Source organism: Arthrobacter sp. TJ-170 (assembly GCF_058269305.1).
On sequence record NZ_JBZCNL010000015.1, the window covers coordinates 1 to 15,268 of the forward strand.

Genomic DNA, 15,268 nt, shown 5'->3' on the forward strand with positions numbered 1-15,268 from the left:
CTCAAACACACCCAGGCAGAGTCCCTACCCTCGACAAGACCGGAAAATACGGCAGAATAACCAGGGTCAAAGTGGCTCACTTTTCAACCCACAAAACGGCTCACTTTTCGACCATCGCTGACAACCCGCGGACCATGGTGCCGGAACTGATTGTTCGCCGTTCTACCGCAACGTCGCTTCACATGTTTGAAACACCGGCATCTTAGAATCCTGTCAGAAACTGCGTGAGGAACCCCTAAATGATCTCCGTACAGACAGACAGTCCAATGCGAGCTGACGTCCAACTGCTTTTGGATGAGCACCTGAGCGACATGTATGCGACCTCGCCCGCCGACAGTGTGCACGCGCTCGATCACTCTGCGCTGGCTGACGCGGGCATCACCTTCTACACCGCCAGAGAACACGGGCTCCTGGTCGGATGCGGTGCGCTGAAGCACCTCACCGACGACGAGGCAGAAATCAAGTCCATGCGCACTGCAGCGCCGGCGCGACGACGCGGTGTCGCCAACCTCCTTCTCGCCCGGATCATCGACGAAGCCCGGGCCAAGGGCTATGAGCGCCTTTCGCTCGAAACGGGAACGGAGGACTACTTCGCCAACGCACGACGCCTATACCAACGACACGGGTTCGAGGAGTGCGCGCCCTTCGGTACCTACGCGCCAGACCCGCACAGCACTTTCATGAGTCTGACTTTAGCCCCTCAAGCTCGCTGAAAGCGGCCGGCCGAACCCCGACGCACACCCGAGGATTAGCATGACTGTTGAAACACCTGCTATCTAAGTCCAGGTACGTAAGACCCGCACGATGAATTGAGCGATGAGGGTGCGTTAACTGCAACACTCATAATGTGAAGATCGGCTATGCCCGCGTCTCAACGAATGAACAGGACCTCACCGTCCAATGAGAAGCCCTGGCAGCCCTCGGGGTTGAGGCCGAGTACATCTATGTCGACCATGGGTTGACCGGCACAAACCGGGCACGCCCAGGACTGCGCGAAGCATTGGCCGCCGTAAGAGCCGGCGACACCCTGGTGGTCACCAAACTCGACCGACTCGCGCGATCGCTGCCTGACGCACGCGACATAGCAGACGAACTTACCCGCAAGGGCGTGTCTCTCAGCCTCGGCGGCAGCGTCTACGATCCGACTGATCCGGTAGGTCGGCTGCTGTTCAATGTGCTTGGCATGGTCGCCGAATTCGAGACCGACCTGATTCGCGCCAGGACCCGCGAAGGGATGGCCGTTGCGAAAGCCAAGGGCCGGCTACGCGGGAAACAACCCAAGCTTTCAGTAACCCGCCGCCGGCACTTGTACGAGTTGCTTGACTCGGACAAGTACACGCAGGCAGAACTCGCCGAACTCTTCAGCGTCTCCCGCGCGACAATTTACCGCGAAGTTCAAAGGCGTGCCGCCACCCCTAAGCGGCCGGTATAGGCCTGCTCAAAGCGGCAAGTCCGCTGGAACGTCCCTGTCACACAGCAGCACACCATCCGCGACCCACAGTCTGGCCCGGTGGATCTCCGAGCGACGCAGCCCGCCCGCCTGCAGCTCGACGTCGTTGCTTCCGTCCCACTCGGGGTGCGTGAAGTAGAAGGCAATTGCCTCCTCACCGCGAACGACGACGTCGGCATGCCTCCCCACCTGCCGATCCTCCGCATGCCCACCCGGCGCATCGAGGATGATGCCCTGGGCAGACCAGTGAACGCCGTTGTCGGACCGGTAGACCCGCTGACCGAGCCACTCATCCACGATCATCCACAGCCAACCACCCAGCGCAAAGACGTTCGGACCCTCATGAGGCACTCCCCCGACGACCTGCCCCTCAACCGTCCAGATGTGCCAGTCCGAGCTCACCGCGGCGTAGGTGGTCGAGCCGTCCGCTTCATCCTTGTACCAGAGGCGCAGGAGCCCATCGGCAGTGCGCGCGGCGGCTGCGTCAATGACGTAGTCGGAGCTCAGCTCAAGGAACCCGCAGTGTTCCCAGCGTGCAAGGTCCGAGCTGACCAGGTGAGCGATACGGCGCTCGTGGCCCGCCCAGGTTGAGGGGATCCCACGGATCCACGTGAGGTACATGTGATAACGGTTCCCGTCCCACACCACTTCAGGTGCCCAGTGCGTGTTCGGGCCGGGCTCTCCCGCGGGGTCCAGGCCCTCGACCACACCGCGGTAAAGCCAGCGGGCGCCGTCGTCGGACACGGCTACGCCTATCCGGCTGCCGTGCACCCACTCAACCCCGAGACCGGGATCGGCCGGACGCCGCTGGGTGTAGAACATCCACCACTGTCCGGTCTGCTCATTCCGGATGACTGTGGGGTCTGTCGGCCCGCCAAGCGGGTCGGCCAGCAGCGGCGCACTCACCGTTCGGGACGCAGGTCCGTCACCGGGACGCGCATGCTGCCGCGGAAATCCGGGGCGGCCAGCTCGGCGCGCGTAACGGGCTGTCCACGGTCGGCGGAGGCGTAGAGCGCAGCGACGATCTCGATGGCACGCGCTGGATCAGCCGCGACTGGGGGCACGTCAGCCCCCGCGAACAGCGAACCGTACACCTCGGACAGGAGCGCATCGTGCCCGCTCGGCACCTCGTTCGACGGCAGCGCCCAGGAGGCAACGCGACCCGCTTCGACGTGGCGGGCCGGCGTCAGTTTCCAGCTTGCATGGTTGTGACCGTAGAGGTGCTCAAGTTCGATGGTGGCGTGCTCGGTGTCGATGCGGATCAGGCTCGATTCGCGCGGCGCGAGCACCGTGGTCATCACCGACGCGACGGTGCCGCTCTCGAACACGACGACGCCGCATGAGGTGTCTTCCGTCTCCACCTCGCGGTCCAGCCGGAACAGCTGACCCGAGGCGGAACTCCACTCGCCGAGCAGGTAGGAAAGCAGGTCGATCTGGTGGATGCCATGGCTGAGCGTGGTCCCGCCGCCCTCGCTCTCCCAGGTCCCGCGCCACGGCACGTCGTAGTATTCCGATCCGCGGTACCAGTGCGTATGGCAGACGGCGGTCAGCGGCCTGCCCAGCTCACCCGACCGGAGCAGGTTCCGGATGTGCGTAGCGGCCGTGCCGGTCCGCTGCTGGAAGACGACGGCGAGTTGCCGGTTGGCTGCGACGGCCGCGGCCTGCATGGCGTCCACTTCCGTGAGGGACAGCGCGGGCGGCTTCTCGGCAATCACGTGGGCACCGGCGTCGAACGCTGCTTTTGTCTGTTCCGCGTGCCCCGCCGGCGGCGTGCAGATATGAACGACGTCGACGGCCTCCGCCGAGAGCAGTTCCTCCAGCGTTCCGTACCCGGCTGCAATCCCGTGCCTGGCGTTGAAGTCGCGGACCCGTTCCTCGCTCGGGTCCGCGGACGCGACGGCGGTGACGCCGTCAATCTTGGCGAGCGCCTCAGCGTGGAGGTGTGCAACGGCGCCCGTGCCGAGGATCGCGGCGCGGAGAGTGCGGGTCATTCGGTGCTCCCTGCGCCCTTGAGCTGGTCCTCGAGGTTGAACACTTCTTCGAGCAGGAGGAACCCCTCGTCCGGGCGGCCCTCGAGCTCCACGAAGAACTCGCCCATTTCGGCCTGCCACCGGGCGTTGACATCAGTCTCTGCCATGGCGCGCTGAGCCGCGGCGAAGTCCTCCGATTCCAGGTACCCGATAAGCAGCCCGTCAGGCCGGAGGAAGAGGGAGTAATTGTTCCACCCGGTGTCCTTGAGGGCGCGCAGCATGTCCGGCCACACAGCCGCGTGGCGCTGCTTGTATTCCTCGAGGCGGTCGGGCTTCACCTGCAGCTGGAAACAGACGCGTTCCATGGTTCTCCTCGTCGAGCGGGATGAATCGTTTCAGAGCAGATGCTACCACCGACCGGGTTCTCCGCATCCGGAATACGGACCGAGTTTTTGTGCGCGAATGGCGGGCCGAACGGGCGTCGAACCCGCCAAAGCTGCCCGAAAGTTCTCGAGGAGTGCGAGGTTCCTAGAGCGTGCTCCCGCGGCTGACCAGCTCGGGCTGGAAGATGACCTGCCGGCTCTCCGGGGTGGTGCGCTCGATCGCCTCAAGCAAGAGCTCGACGGCGGTGCGCCCCATCAACTCGGTTGGTCGTCGCACCGTGGACAGGGGCACTACGGCGGACTGGGCGAAGTCAATGTCGTCATAGCCGATCAGCGCGAGATCCTCCGGGATGCGCAGCCCGCGGATAAGCAGCACCGCCTGCATGACGCCGATGGCCAGCAGGTCGTTGGCGCAGAAGATACCGTCCGGGAGGCTTTCGCGGCCGCGCTCGGCGAGCAGTTCACCGGCGGACCGTCCCGCAAGGACAGTCATTGCGGCCGCCTCAACAACCTCAAGCTCAGCATCCGGGTACTCCGCCACGGCCTGCTGCGCGCCGGTGAGGCGGTCCGCAACCTGCTGGATGTCGGTCGATGCGCCGATGAAGGCGACCCGCCGGCGTCCCCGCGTCAGCATGTGCTTCACCGCCATGTAGCCGCCGGCAACGTCGTCGACAGACACCGAGCTCACGCGGCGCTGCGGATCCACGCGGTCCACCAGGACAACCGGCACGCCATGCGCGCGCAGCTGCTCGAGCCGGGCGTCAACATTTCCGACCGGTGAAATCAGGACGCCCTTGACCCGCTGCTGCTCGAACACGTCGAGGTAGCGGCTTTCTCGGTCGCTGTCATGCCCGCTGTCTCCGAGCAGCACCGTACTGTCCGACTCCGCCGCACGGTCCTCCGCGGCGCGCGCAAGCGAGGAAAAGAACGGGTTGCTCACGTCAAGGACGATGAGGCCAATGGTGCGGCTCAGACCGGCGCGGAGCTGCCGGGCTGCGTCGTTGCGCACGAAACCCAGCTCGGCAATGACGTTGAGTACCCGCTCGCGGGTCTTCTCAGCCACGCGGTCGGGATTGTTGAGCACATTAGACACGGTGCCGACAGCAACCTGCGCCTGGTCGGCAACGTCCTTGATACTGACCATCGGGGCGAACCCTCGTTTCGTGAAGTGATGGGTTGTGCGGCGAGAGATGTCCATAAATGAGCAGTCTTCTCAGATTGCTTGACACCACTTATCCCCAAGGATACCTTTGAAACGTGCCAATGAATCGATTCAAAATAAGATTCATCGGCTGACTCTCCACCGCAGCCTCCGCAGGCACTGTGAAGAGTCGGTGCAAAACAACGACGACGCGCGCCGGCTAGGAGCCAGCTGCGGTAGATGTGGAGAAGCAATGGTTGACCTGAGCCGCATAACCCCCACCTTGGAGAACCTCGCTATTGAGGTGCCTTCCTGGGCCTACGGCAACTCCGGGACCCGCTTCAAGGTGTTCCAGACGCCCGGCACTCCGCGCACTGTGCAGGAGAAGATCGCGGACGCCGCGAAGGTCAACGAACTGACCGGCCTGGCGCCCTCAGTTGCGCTTCACATCCCCTGGGACAAGGTGGAGGACTACACGGAGCTGGCAGGTTTCGCGCAGGATCTCGGCATCAAGCTGGGCACCATCAACAGCAACACGTTCCAGGACGACATCTACAAGTTCGGTTCCCTGACGCACAGTGACCCGGCGGTGCGCAACAAAGCCCTTGACCACATGTACGAGTGCATTGACGTCATGAACGTCACCGGCTCCCAGGACCTGAAGATCTGGCTGGCCGACGGCACCAACTACCCCGGCCAGGGCGACATGCGCTCCCGCCAGGACTGGCTGCATGACTCGCTGCAGAAGGTCTACGCCCGCCTCGGCGATGACCAGCGCATGGTTCTGGAGTACAAGTTCTTCGAGCCGGCTTTCTATCACACGGACGTTCCCGACTGGGGCACCTCCTACGCCCACACACTCGCCCTCGGCGAGAAGGCCCTGGTCTGCCTGGACACCGGCCATCACGCCCCCGGCACCAACATCGAATTCATCGTCGCGCAGCTGATCCGCCTGGGTAAGCTCGGCTCCTTCGACTTCAACTCGCGCTTCTACGCCGACGATGATCTGATCGTCGGCTCGGCGGATCCGTTCCAGCTGTTCCGCATCATGTACGAGGTGGTCCGCGGCGGCGCGCTGGACCCGGCCAGCAACGTGGCTCTCATGCTGGATCAGTGCCACAACCTCGAACAGAAGATCCCCGGTCAGATCCGCTCCGTTCTCAACGTCCAGGAGATGGCAGCCCGTGCGCTGCTCGTTGACCGCGGCGCGCTGACCACGGCGCAGGAAGCCGGTGACGTCCTGGGCGCTCACGCTCTGTTCATGGACGCCTTCTACACAGACGTCCGCCCGGCCCTGGCCGAGTGGCGTGAATCCCGCGGCCTTCCCGCGGACCCCATGGCTGCCTACGCGGCCAGCGGTTACCAGGAAAAGATCAACACAGACCGCGAGGGCGGTCAGCAGGCAGGATGGGGCGCATAATTATGGCTAATCAGACAGTTCAGGACCTTATCAACCGCTCCAACCGGCTCGGCGCGGACAAGCGCAACACCAACTACGCCGGCGGCAACACCTCCGCGAAGGGCACCGACACCGACCCGGTCACCGGCGAGAACGTCGAACTCCTCTGGGTGAAGGGCTCCGGCGGTGACCTGGGCACGCTCAAGGAACAGGGCCTGGCCGTACTGCGCCTGGACCGCCTCCGCGCCCTCACCAACGTCTACCCCGGCCTTGACCGCGAAGACGAAATGGTCGCCGCGTTCGACTACACCCTGCACGGCAAGGGCGGCGCAGCCCCCTCGATCGACACCGCCATGCACGGCCTCGTCGACGCCGCGCACGTTGACCACCTGCACCCAGACTCCGGCATCGCCATTGCCACCGCGGTGGACGGCGAAGCCCTGACCGAGAAGATCTTCGGCGACAAGGTGGTGTGGGTCCCCTGGCGCCGTCCGGGATTCCAGCTGGGCCTGGACATCGCCGAGATCAAGGCCAAGAGCCCGCAGGCCGTGGGCACCATCCTCGGCGGACACGGCATCACGGCGTGGGGAGAGACCTCCGAAGAAGCCGAGAACAACTCGCTGTGGATCATCGAAACCGCTGAACGCTACATCGCCGAGAACGGCCGCCCCAACCCGTTCGGGGTACCCCTGCAGGGCTACGCAGCCCTCTCGCTGGAGGAGCGCCGCGCGAAGGCTGCGGCGCTGGCACCGGTGATCCGCGGCATCGCGTCCACCGACCGTGCGCAGGTAGGGCATTACTCGGACGACGACGTCGTCCTGGACTTCCTCGCCGCAACCGAGCACCCGCGTCTGGCAGCGCTGGGCACCTCCTGCCCGGACCACTTCCTGCGTACCAAGGTCAAACCCCTGGTTCTGGACCTGCCGGCGGATGCGTCCATCGAGGACTCCGTTGCCCGGCTGAAGGAACTGCACACCGAATATCGCGAGGACTACCGCGGCTACTACGAGCGCCACGCCGACGCCGATTCCCCGGCCATGCGCGGAGCCGACCCGGCCATTGTCCTCATCCCCGGCGTCGGAATGTTCTCCTACGGCGCCAACAAGCAGACCGCACGCGTCGCCGGCGAGTTCTACATCAACGCGATCAACGTGATGCGCGGCGCCGAGGCGATCTCCACCTACGCCCCCATCGATGAGTCGGAGAAGTTCCGGATCGAGTACTGGGCGCTGGAGGAAGCCAAGCTTGCGCGGATGCCCAAGCCCAAGTCCCACGCCACCCGCATCGCGCTGGTCACCGGCGCCGCATCCGGTATCGGCAAGGCCATCGCCACCCGCCTCGCCGCGGAGGGTGCCTGCGTGGTCATCGCGGACCTGAACCTCGAAAACGCTGAGAAGGTGGCCGAGGAACTCGGTGGCCCTGATGTCGCTATCGGCATCCAGGCCGACGTCACCAGCCCCGAGCAGGTCCAGGAAGCGATCGACGCCGCCGTGCTTGCCTTCGGCGGGCTGGACCTCGTGGTCAACAACGCCGGCCTGTCCATCTCCAAGCCGCTGCTGGAAACCTCCGAGAAGGACTGGGACCTGCAGCACAACGTCATGGCCAAGGGCTCCTTCCTGGTCTCCAAGGCCGCCGCGAAGGTCCTCATCGACCAGGAAATGGGCGGGGACATCATCTACATCTCCTCCAAGAACTCCGTCTTCGCCGGCCCCAACAACATCGCGTACTCAGCCACCAAGGCCGACCAGGCTCACCAGGTGCGTTTGCTTGCCGCTGAACTCGGCGAGTACGGCGTCCGCGTCAACGGCATCAACCCCGACGGCGTGGTCCGCGGCTCCGGCATCTTCGCCGGCGGCTGGGGCGCCAAGCGCGCCGCGGTCTACGGTGTGGACGAAGAGAAGCTCGGCGAGTACTACGCCCAGCGGACCCTCCTCAAGCGCGAGGTGCTGCCCGAGAACGTCGCGAACGCCGCCGTCGTGCTCACCTCCGCTGAGCTGTCACACACCACCGGGCTGCACGTCCCGGTCGACGCCGGCGTAGCCGCCGCGTTCCTCCGTTAGGCCCAGCGATGAGCCCTGCGGTTTACGCAGCCATCGATATCGGCGCCTCATCCGGCCGGATCATTCTCGGCCGGATGGACGCCGCGGGGCCGTCGCTCGAGGTTGTGCACCGCTTCCCGAACGGAGTGCAGGAGATCGACGGCGCGCTGCGCTGGGACATCGCTGCCCTCTTCGAGGAGGTGCTGCGCGGCCTCACGCTGGCACGCGAGCAGGCGGACGCGAAAGGCGAGCGGGTGGCGAGTATCGGCGTCGACACCTGGGCCGTGGACTACGGACTGATCGACGACGACGGCGCCCTCACCTCCCAGCCGCACAGTTACCGTGACTCGCGCACGGCCGGCGTGGTGGACCGGGTGCACGCGAGCGTCCCGTTCGAACGGCTCTACAGCACCACGGGGCTGCAGTTCCTGCCGTTCAACACTGTCTACCAACTGGCCGCCGAGCCCTCCCTGACGGGCGTGCAGGCGCTGCTCATTCCGGACCTGCTGGGCTTCTGGCTCACGGGCAAGCGCCGCACCGAAATCACGAACGCCTCGACCACGGGTCTGCTTGATGCTTCGACGGGTGACCTTGCAGCCGAGTTCTTCGACGCTTTGGAGATTCCGCGCTCGGTCTTCCCGGCACTGATCGAACCCGGTGATGCGCTGGGCACGCTGCTACCCGCAGTCGCCGAACGGACCGGGCTGGATCCTGCGACAACCGTTGTGGCCGTGGGGTCCCATGACACGGCATCAGCCGTGGCGGCAGTTCCCGCAGAGGCCGGTTCCCGGTTCGCGTACATCTCCTCCGGCACCTGGTCACTCGTGGGCGTGGAGCTGCCCAAACCAATCCTCACCGTAGCCAGCCGCGCCGCTAACTTCACCAACGAACGAGGGGTCGACGGCACCATCCGGTACCTGCGCAACTGCGGCGGCCTGTGGCTGCTGCAGGAATGCCTCCGCGAATGGGGGCCGCAGGTCACCCTCGAGAACGTCCTGGCGGAAGCGTCTGCGCTACCCGCAGGCGGTCCGCTGATCGACGCCGATTCGGACGCGTTTATCGCCCCGGACAACATGCCGGACCGCATCCGGCGCGCGGCGGGCACCGCACTCGAGTCCGAGGCCGCCGTCGTACGCTGCATTCTGGACAGTCTCGCTCAGGTGTACGCGCGCACGCTGGCGCAGGCGGCCGAGTTGAGCGGGCAACCGATCGACGTCGTGCACATTGTGGGGGGCGGTTCGCAGAACCGGCTGCTGTGCCAGCTCACTGCGGACGCCACCGGGCTACCAGTTGTCGCAGGCCCGGTGGAGGCAACTGCGCTCGGTAACGTGCTGGTACAGGCGCGGGCCGACGGCGCACTCGGTGAGGGCGCAACCCTCGCCCATATCCGCGCCGCGGTCCGAAGCACGGCCAGCACGCAGCGCTACGAGCCCTCAAGAAAAGCCGAAACAGCACTGACCAGAAGCTAACGCAAAGGATCACCAGTGGAAGTTCGCACCAAACCCATCCGTACCGCCGTCGTCGGAGCAGGAGGAATCGCCCAGGGGCAGCACCTGCCCGCCCTGCGTGGCCTCGGCGACCGGGTTGAGCTCGCAGCCATCGTCGACATGGACGCGGACCGGGCACGCGAAGTGGCAGAGGAATGGGGCGCACCCTCCTCCTACACGACCGTTCCCGAGATGCTCGCGGTGGTGCAGCCCGACCTCGTGGTGGTGTGCACGCCGCCGGGTTCGCACACCGAGGCGGTCATCCGCTCGCTCGACGCCGGTGCCTCCGTGTGGTGTGAGAAGCCGCCGACGCTGTCGCTCGCCGAGTACGACGCCATCCTGGAACATGAGGGCGAGAACGGCCCGTACGCAGCCTACGTTTTCCAGCACCGTTTCGGATCCGCGGCGCAGACCCTGCGGTCACAGATTGCCGCGGGTGATCTGGGTGCACCGTTGATCGGTATCTGCCACACGCTCTGGTACCGGGATACCGCCTATTACGACGTCGCGTGGCGGGGTAAGTGGGAAACCGAGGGCGGCGGACCCGCCATGGGGCACGGTATCCACCAGATGGACCTCCTGCTGTCCCTCCTCGGCGACTGGACCGAGATCACCGCGACGATGGCAACCCTGCACCATAACGTCGAGACCGAGGACGTATCGTTCGCCCACGTGACGTTCGAGAGCGGTGCCATCGTCTCCGTGGTGAACAGCGTGCTCTCCCCGCGGGAAACCAGCTACCTGCGGTTCGACTTCGCCGACGCCACCGTCGAGGTTGAGCACCTGTACGGGTACGACAACTCGCATTGGACGTGGACACCGGCACCCCACGTTGACCCGGCCTCGGCGAGTGCCTGGGAGCCCACGCAGAACCTCGCCAGCTCCCACGCGGTGCAGCTGGAGGAGCTCGTGTCCTCCCTGGAGCGCGGGGAGCGACCGGCCGCATCCGGGCATGACGGACGGCGGGTGCTTGAGCTCGTTGCCGGGCTGTACCAGTCGGCCATCACTGGTCAACGAATCAAGCGCAGCGAGCTGACCTCGGACAATCCGTTCTACTCGTCCATGAACGGCGCCGCCACCACGAACGGACCAAGCTCACCAACCAAGGAAGCAGTCGATGCCTGAACTGCAGCTCAGCCGTCCCACCAACAGTGAACTCGTCATCTCGTGCGGTTCCGTTGACCTGGCGACGTACGTGTTCATCCCGCCGGCCACGCGTTCGGAAGCCCCGAAGCCGTATCTGCACCCGTTACGGACCCTCAGCGGTGCGCCGCTGACCGGTTTCCGCCCGTGGGACCACCGCTGGCACAAGGGACTGCAGATGACGTGGTCCCACGTATCGGGCCAGAACTTCTGGGGCGGCCCAACCTTCTCGCCGGAGACGGACTACCAGTGGCGCGAGAACCTCGGCTCCATCGAGCACGAGGGCTTTCCTTCCCTTTCCACCTCTCCGGACCGCATTGCCCTCGGCGAGACCCTGACGTGGCGCAACTCGTCCGGCGAGCGCTGGTTCTCGGAGCAGCGAGAGACTGCGTTTTCCGCCGTTGACCTGCAGGAACAGTCCTGGCAGCTGGACTTCTCCACCGAGCTGACCAACGTGTCCGACCGGCCCCTCGACCTGGGCAGCCCCACCACGCACGGCCGCCCCAACGCCGGCTACACGGGCTTCTTCTGGCGCGGTCCCCGCAGCTGGACCGGGTGCTCGATTCTCGGACCCGAGGGCGTAGAGGGTGAGGCGATGATGGGCACTTCCGCACCGTGGATCGCGCTGTCCGGAGAGAATGACGAGCTCGACGGCGGGGCGACCATCGTGGCCCTGGCGGGGACGTCGTCGTCGTCGGTTCCGCTCAAGTGGTTCGTCCGCAGCGAGCCCTTCGCGGCGTTGGCGCCCTCCCCCGCGTTCGATGAGGAAATCACGCTCGCCGCGGGAGAGTCGCTGCGCCTGCAGCACCGCTACGTCTTCGTGGACCGGATCTGCGGGCGCGACGAGGTCGAGCGGATCGCGAAGGGCGCAGCCCTTTGAGAATCCCCGCTTTTCCCGGCAGCGTAGGCATCAGCGACCTGCGCGTGTACGAATGGGAAACCGACGACGGCCACCACGGCGGAACACCCCACCTGCACACGGTGTCGAACGAGGGCTACGTGGTGGTCGGCGGCTCGGGCGAGGTGCACACGCTCTCCTCCGAGGGCTTCGCGCAGGATTCGCTGAGTGCCGGGTCCGTGCTATGGTTCAGCCCCGGCACGGTGCATCGGCTCCTCAACTCCGGCGACCTTTATATCCTCACGGTTATGCAGAACTCGGGGTTGCCCGAGGCCGGTGACGCCGTACTGACCTTCCCGCTGGACATTGTCTCCGACGCAGACCGCTACCGTTTGGCCGTGACCTTGCCGGAGGGTAGTGAAAGCGAACGGGCGGAAGCAGCACGACGACGGCGCGACCTTGCGATCGAGGGCTATCGCTCCCTTCTGGCCGCGCTGGAGAAGGGCGACCGGGGTCCGCTTGAGGAGTTCTACGCGGCCGCGGCGGCGCTGGTGCAGCCCCGGGTCGAGGAGTGGACCAAGCTCTGGTCGGACACCGTCCTCGTCGACGTCGAAACAACCCGCGCGCAACTGGCTTCCCTCGCAGAGGGCGACGCTTCGCACCTGGGGGATGCCGCCGTCGTGCGTACCGTACCCCGACCCGGGCCGCGGGCCTTCGGGATGTGCGGGCGGCTTGGGACGTGGACGCCCGCGTCGCGCTGACGATCACTTCCGCCAAGAGTGCCCCACAGGTCTCAACCAATAGGCTTGAACCCATGACCCCGTGCGAGCAGCTGTGACCCACTCCCCCGGCGCTGGCCTCGGCGCCGTCTTCGTCCTCGTCGCGGCGGTCCTCTGGGGTACCACCGGGACCGTCGCCAGCTTCGCACCGGCGGTAGGCCCCCTCGCGATAGGTGCAGCCGCGATGGGCGTCGGCGGCCTCCTGCAGGCGGCCTTCGCCGGACCTGCACTGGCTCACGCCCGCTCCGAATTACGACGACGGTGGCTCACCATCGCCGTGGGCGGCCTCGCTGTGGCGATCTACCCCCTCGCCTTCTACAGTTCCATGCGCCTGGCCGGGGTTGCCGTAGGTACCGTCATCTCGATCGGTTCCGCGCCCATAGCGTCGGCGGTCATCGAACGGGTCATCGACGGGCACCGGCTGACGCAGCGCTGGGTGCTCGGCGCCGGCGTCGGGCTGGCGGGAGTGGTGCTGCTCTCGTTCGTCGAGCCGGCGCATGCGGCGGAAGCGGGCAACACCGCCGCCGGAGTTCTGCTGGGGCTGCTGGCCGGGGTCACCTACGCGCTGTACTCCTGGGCGGCGCACCGCACCATGCAGGGCGGGGTGCCATCCCGGGTCACCATGGGCGTGATCTTCGGCGTGGGCGGGGTCCTGCTCATGCCGGTCCTTTTCGCTACCGGGGCGCCGCTGCTCGAGTCATGGAACAACTTCAGCGTCGGCCTCTACATGGCGCTGGTGCCGATGTTCCTCGGGTACGTGTTCTTCGGGCTGGGGCTCGCCCGGGTGAAGGCAAGCACCGCAACCACGCTGTCCCTGGCGGAACCTGTGGTTGCGGCAATCCTCGCAGTCGTCATTGTGGGTGAGAGGCTGCCGGCAGCGGGGTGGATCGGCGTCGGGCTGGTGATTGCGAGTCTCGCGGTGCTCACCGTCCCGGTGCGCCGCAACGTCCGGACGGCAGTGGGCGTGCCTTAGGGTGCGACGACGCCCTGTTCCGTAACAGCGAAGATGTACTCCACGTGGTCCTTCGACTCGCGGCCGCTCGCAACATCCGTAAGAGTTCAGGTGGTGCGCTCCTTTCAGCGGAGCCTCAGCTCGTGCGGGTCTCGATCTCGACGACGGCCCAGGACAGCGCGGGCAGGTTCACACGGAGGTCGTCGCCGGAAACCTTGACGTCTTCGAGCGGCGTCAGGCCCACGTGTTCACCGCGTTCGAGATTGTTGGTGGTGAGGCGGTCGTGGCCCTCGGGAACCTGCAGCACCTCAGCGCGGGTGACGCGCACGGCGTCCAGTCCACGAAGCGCCACCTCAACCTCGGCTGCCTCATCCAGTGACCGGTTGGCCAGGAAGAACGCAGCGCGTCCGGTCTCCTCATTCCAGGTGGCCGATACGTCCACCAGGTCCGTGTCGCCGAAGCGCGCATTCTCATAGCGGTCCGACTCAACCCTGGTCTGCAGGATCTGCCCCGTCGCGAGTTCCGCCATCCGGGCGAACGGCCAGAAGATGGTCTGACGCCAGGCCGGCCCGTTTTCCTCGCTCATGATCGGCGCGATCACGTTCACGAGCTGCGCCTGGTTGGCGATCTTGACCCGGTCACCGTGCCGCAGCAGTGAGTTGAGGAACGTACCGACGACGACGGCGTCGGTCACGTTGTACTCGTCCTCGATGACACGGGGGTGCTCACGCCAGCCGTGTTTGCCCACTTCGCCGGGACTGTCGGCGTCGCCCGGCCGGGTGTACCAGACGTTCCATTCGTCGAAGGAGAGGTTGATGCGCTTCGAGTGTTTGCCCTTCGCGCGGACCGCATCCGCAGTGGCTACGACAGACTCGATGAAGTAGTCCATGTCCAGCGCGCTCGCGAGGAAGCTGCCGGCGTCGCCGTCCTGTTCCTGGTAGTAGGCGTGGAGCGAGATGTAGTCCACCTCGTCGTAGGTGTGGGTGAGGACCGTCTGCTCCCACGCGCCGAACGTCGGCATCCCGGAGTTCGAGCTACCGCAGGCCACCAGTTCCAGCGAGGGGTCCACGAAGCGCATGGCCTTCGCGGCCTCCTGGGCGAGGCGGCCGTACTCGTCTGCCGTCTTGTGCCCGATCTGCCATGGGCCATCCATCTCGTTGCCCAGGCACCAGAGCTTGATGTCGAACGGATCCTTGTGGCCGTTCTTGGCCCGCAGGTCCGACAGGTAGGTGCCGCCCGGGTGGTTGGCGTATTCGACGAGTTCCCGGGCGGCGTCGACACCGCGGGTGCCGAGGTTGATCGCTTCCATGATCTCGACGCCGGCCTGCCGGGACCAGTCGACGAACTCGTGCAGACCGAAAGCGTTGGTCTCCAGCGTGTGCCAGGCGCCGTCAAGCCGGCGCGGGCGGTTCTCGACGGGCCCGACGCCGTCCTCCCAGTTGTACCCGGAGACGAAGTTTCCGCCGGGGTAGCGGACCACGGTGGCACCGAGCTCCTTGACGAGCTTCATCACGTCCTGGCGGAACCCGTTGTTGTCCGCTTCAGGGTGGCCGGGTTCGTAGATGCCCGTGTAGACGCAACGGCCCATGTGCTCCACGAAGGAGCCGAACAACCGGCGGGGCACCTCCCCGACCGTGAAGTCCCTGTCGATGACAATGCGTGCGCGGGCCATGTTTCTCCTTCAGGT

Annotated in this window: 14 protein-coding genes; 9 read left to right on the forward strand and 5 right to left on the reverse strand. The window is 65.9% G+C overall.

The window, feature by feature from the left end; translation table 11 throughout:
* Positions 1 to 239: 239 nt before the first annotated feature.
* Together AC4D1W_RS16710 and AC4D1W_RS16715 are read left to right on the forward strand one after the other, a co-directional pair.
* Entirely contained in the window at positions 240 to 713 is a 474-nt protein-coding gene (locus AC4D1W_RS16710; RefSeq protein WP_490892761.1) for a GNAT family N-acetyltransferase, read from the forward strand.
* Positions 714 to 910: 197 nt separating this feature from the next.
* On the forward strand, positions 911 to 1,432 hold the full coding sequence (locus AC4D1W_RS16715) for a recombinase family protein (protein ID WP_490892784.1): 522 nt from the start codon (positions 911 to 913) through the stop codon (positions 1,430 to 1,432).
* A 6-nt stretch (positions 1,433 to 1,438) separates the two neighbouring features.
* On the opposite strand, the gene AC4D1W_RS16720 is transcribed toward AC4D1W_RS16715, so the two are convergent.
* The 4 genes from AC4D1W_RS16720 to AC4D1W_RS16735 form a co-directional block, all read right to left on the reverse strand.
* The gene (locus AC4D1W_RS16720; protein ID WP_490892760.1) at positions 1,439 to 2,356 is read right to left on the reverse strand and encodes a family 43 glycosylhydrolase; all 918 of its coding nucleotides are present in this window, start codon (positions 2,354 to 2,356) and stop codon (positions 1,439 to 1,441) included.
* The gene (locus AC4D1W_RS16725; RefSeq protein ID WP_490892759.1) at positions 2,353 to 3,441 is read right to left on the reverse strand and encodes a Gfo/Idh/MocA family protein; all 1,089 of its coding nucleotides are present in this window, start codon (positions 3,439 to 3,441) and stop codon (positions 2,353 to 2,355) included. Before AC4D1W_RS16725 ends, AC4D1W_RS16720 begins: the two co-directional genes overlap by 4 nt.
* Positions 3,438 to 3,785, reverse strand: coding sequence for an L-rhamnose mutarotase (locus AC4D1W_RS16730; protein WP_490892758.1), 348 nt, complete (start codon positions 3,783 to 3,785; stop codon positions 3,438 to 3,440). The genes AC4D1W_RS16725 and AC4D1W_RS16730 overlap by 4 nt, the downstream gene beginning before the upstream one ends.
* Positions 3,786 to 3,948: 163 nt before the next feature.
* On the reverse strand, positions 3,949 to 5,001 hold the full coding sequence (locus AC4D1W_RS16735) for a LacI family DNA-binding transcriptional regulator (RefSeq protein WP_490892757.1): 1,053 nt from the start codon (positions 4,999 to 5,001) through the stop codon (positions 3,949 to 3,951).
* Between the two features lie 196 nt (positions 5,002 to 5,197).
* Here AC4D1W_RS16735 and rhaI point away from each other — a divergent pair, with 196 nt between their 5' ends.
* The 7 genes from rhaI (at position 5,198) to AC4D1W_RS16770 (ending at position 13,602) form a co-directional block, all read left to right on the forward strand.
* Positions 5,198 to 6,364 (forward strand): L-rhamnose isomerase, encoded by a 1,167-nt coding sequence (gene rhaI, locus AC4D1W_RS16740; protein ID WP_490892756.1) that lies wholly within the window; start codon positions 5,198 to 5,200, stop codon positions 6,362 to 6,364.
* A gap of 2 nt (positions 6,365 to 6,366) precedes the next feature.
* The gene (locus tag AC4D1W_RS16745) at positions 6,367 to 8,403 is read left to right on the forward strand and encodes a bifunctional aldolase/short-chain dehydrogenase (protein WP_490899479.1); all 2,037 of its coding nucleotides are present in this window, start codon (positions 6,367 to 6,369) and stop codon (positions 8,401 to 8,403) included.
* An 8-nt stretch (positions 8,404 to 8,411) separates the two neighbouring features.
* Complete coding sequence (locus AC4D1W_RS16750) at positions 8,412 to 9,851, forward strand: rhamnulokinase (RefSeq protein ID WP_490899480.1); 1,440 nt, start codon at positions 8,412 to 8,414, stop codon at positions 9,849 to 9,851.
* A gap of 15 nt (positions 9,852 to 9,866) precedes the next feature.
* Positions 9,867 to 10,994 (forward strand): Gfo/Idh/MocA family protein, encoded by a 1,128-nt coding sequence (locus AC4D1W_RS16755; RefSeq protein ID WP_490892753.1) that lies wholly within the window; start codon positions 9,867 to 9,869, stop codon positions 10,992 to 10,994.
* On the forward strand, positions 10,987 to 11,892 hold the full coding sequence (locus tag AC4D1W_RS16760; protein ID WP_490892752.1) for a DUF6807 domain-containing protein: 906 nt from the start codon (positions 10,987 to 10,989) through the stop codon (positions 11,890 to 11,892). The genes AC4D1W_RS16755 and AC4D1W_RS16760 overlap by 8 nt, the downstream gene beginning before the upstream one ends.
* The gene (locus AC4D1W_RS16765; RefSeq protein ID WP_490892751.1) at positions 11,889 to 12,611 is read left to right on the forward strand and encodes a cupin domain-containing protein; all 723 of its coding nucleotides are present in this window, start codon (positions 11,889 to 11,891) and stop codon (positions 12,609 to 12,611) included. Before AC4D1W_RS16760 ends, AC4D1W_RS16765 begins: the two co-directional genes overlap by 4 nt.
* Before the next feature lie 61 nt (positions 12,612 to 12,672).
* The gene (locus AC4D1W_RS16770) at positions 12,673 to 13,602 is read left to right on the forward strand and encodes a DMT family transporter (RefSeq protein ID WP_490892750.1); all 930 of its coding nucleotides are present in this window, start codon (positions 12,673 to 12,675) and stop codon (positions 13,600 to 13,602) included.
* A 115-nt stretch (positions 13,603 to 13,717) separates the two neighbouring features.
* Here AC4D1W_RS16770 and arfA read toward each other — a convergent pair whose 3' ends face one another.
* A complete protein-coding gene (arfA, locus tag AC4D1W_RS16775; RefSeq protein WP_490899481.1) occupies positions 13,718 to 15,253 on the reverse strand; it encodes an arabinosylfuranosidase ArfA in 1,536 nt (511 codons plus the stop codon).
* Between the last annotated feature and the right edge of the window lie 15 nt (positions 15,254 to 15,268).

Bases quoted from the DNA above. Each gene is read 5' to 3' on its own strand.
- arfA (WP_490899481.1), bottom strand. From the start codon at position 15,253: ATGGCCCGCGCACGCATTGTCATCGACAGGGACTTCACGGTCGGGGAG.
- AC4D1W_RS16735 (WP_490892757.1), bottom strand. From the start codon at position 5,001: ATGGACATCTCTCGCCGCACAACCCATCACTTCACGAAACGAGGGTTC.
- AC4D1W_RS16745 (WP_490899479.1), top strand. From the start codon at position 6,367: ATGGCTAATCAGACAGTTCAGGACCTTATCAACCGCTCCAACCGGCTC.
- AC4D1W_RS16710 (WP_490892761.1), top strand. From the start codon at position 240: ATGATCTCCGTACAGACAGACAGTCCAATGCGAGCTGACGTCCAACTG.
- rhaI (WP_490892756.1), top strand. From the start codon at position 5,198: ATGGTTGACCTGAGCCGCATAACCCCCACCTTGGAGAACCTCGCTATT.
- AC4D1W_RS16730 (WP_490892758.1), bottom strand. From the start codon at position 3,785: ATGGAACGCGTCTGTTTCCAGCTGCAGGTGAAGCCCGACCGCCTCGAG.
- AC4D1W_RS16760 (WP_490892752.1), top strand. From the start codon at position 10,987: ATGCCTGAACTGCAGCTCAGCCGTCCCACCAACAGTGAACTCGTCATC.
- AC4D1W_RS16725 (WP_490892759.1), bottom strand. From the start codon at position 3,441: ATGACCCGCACTCTCCGCGCCGCGATCCTCGGCACGGGCGCCGTTGCA.
- AC4D1W_RS16750 (WP_490899480.1), top strand. From the start codon at position 8,412: ATGAGCCCTGCGGTTTACGCAGCCATCGATATCGGCGCCTCATCCGGC.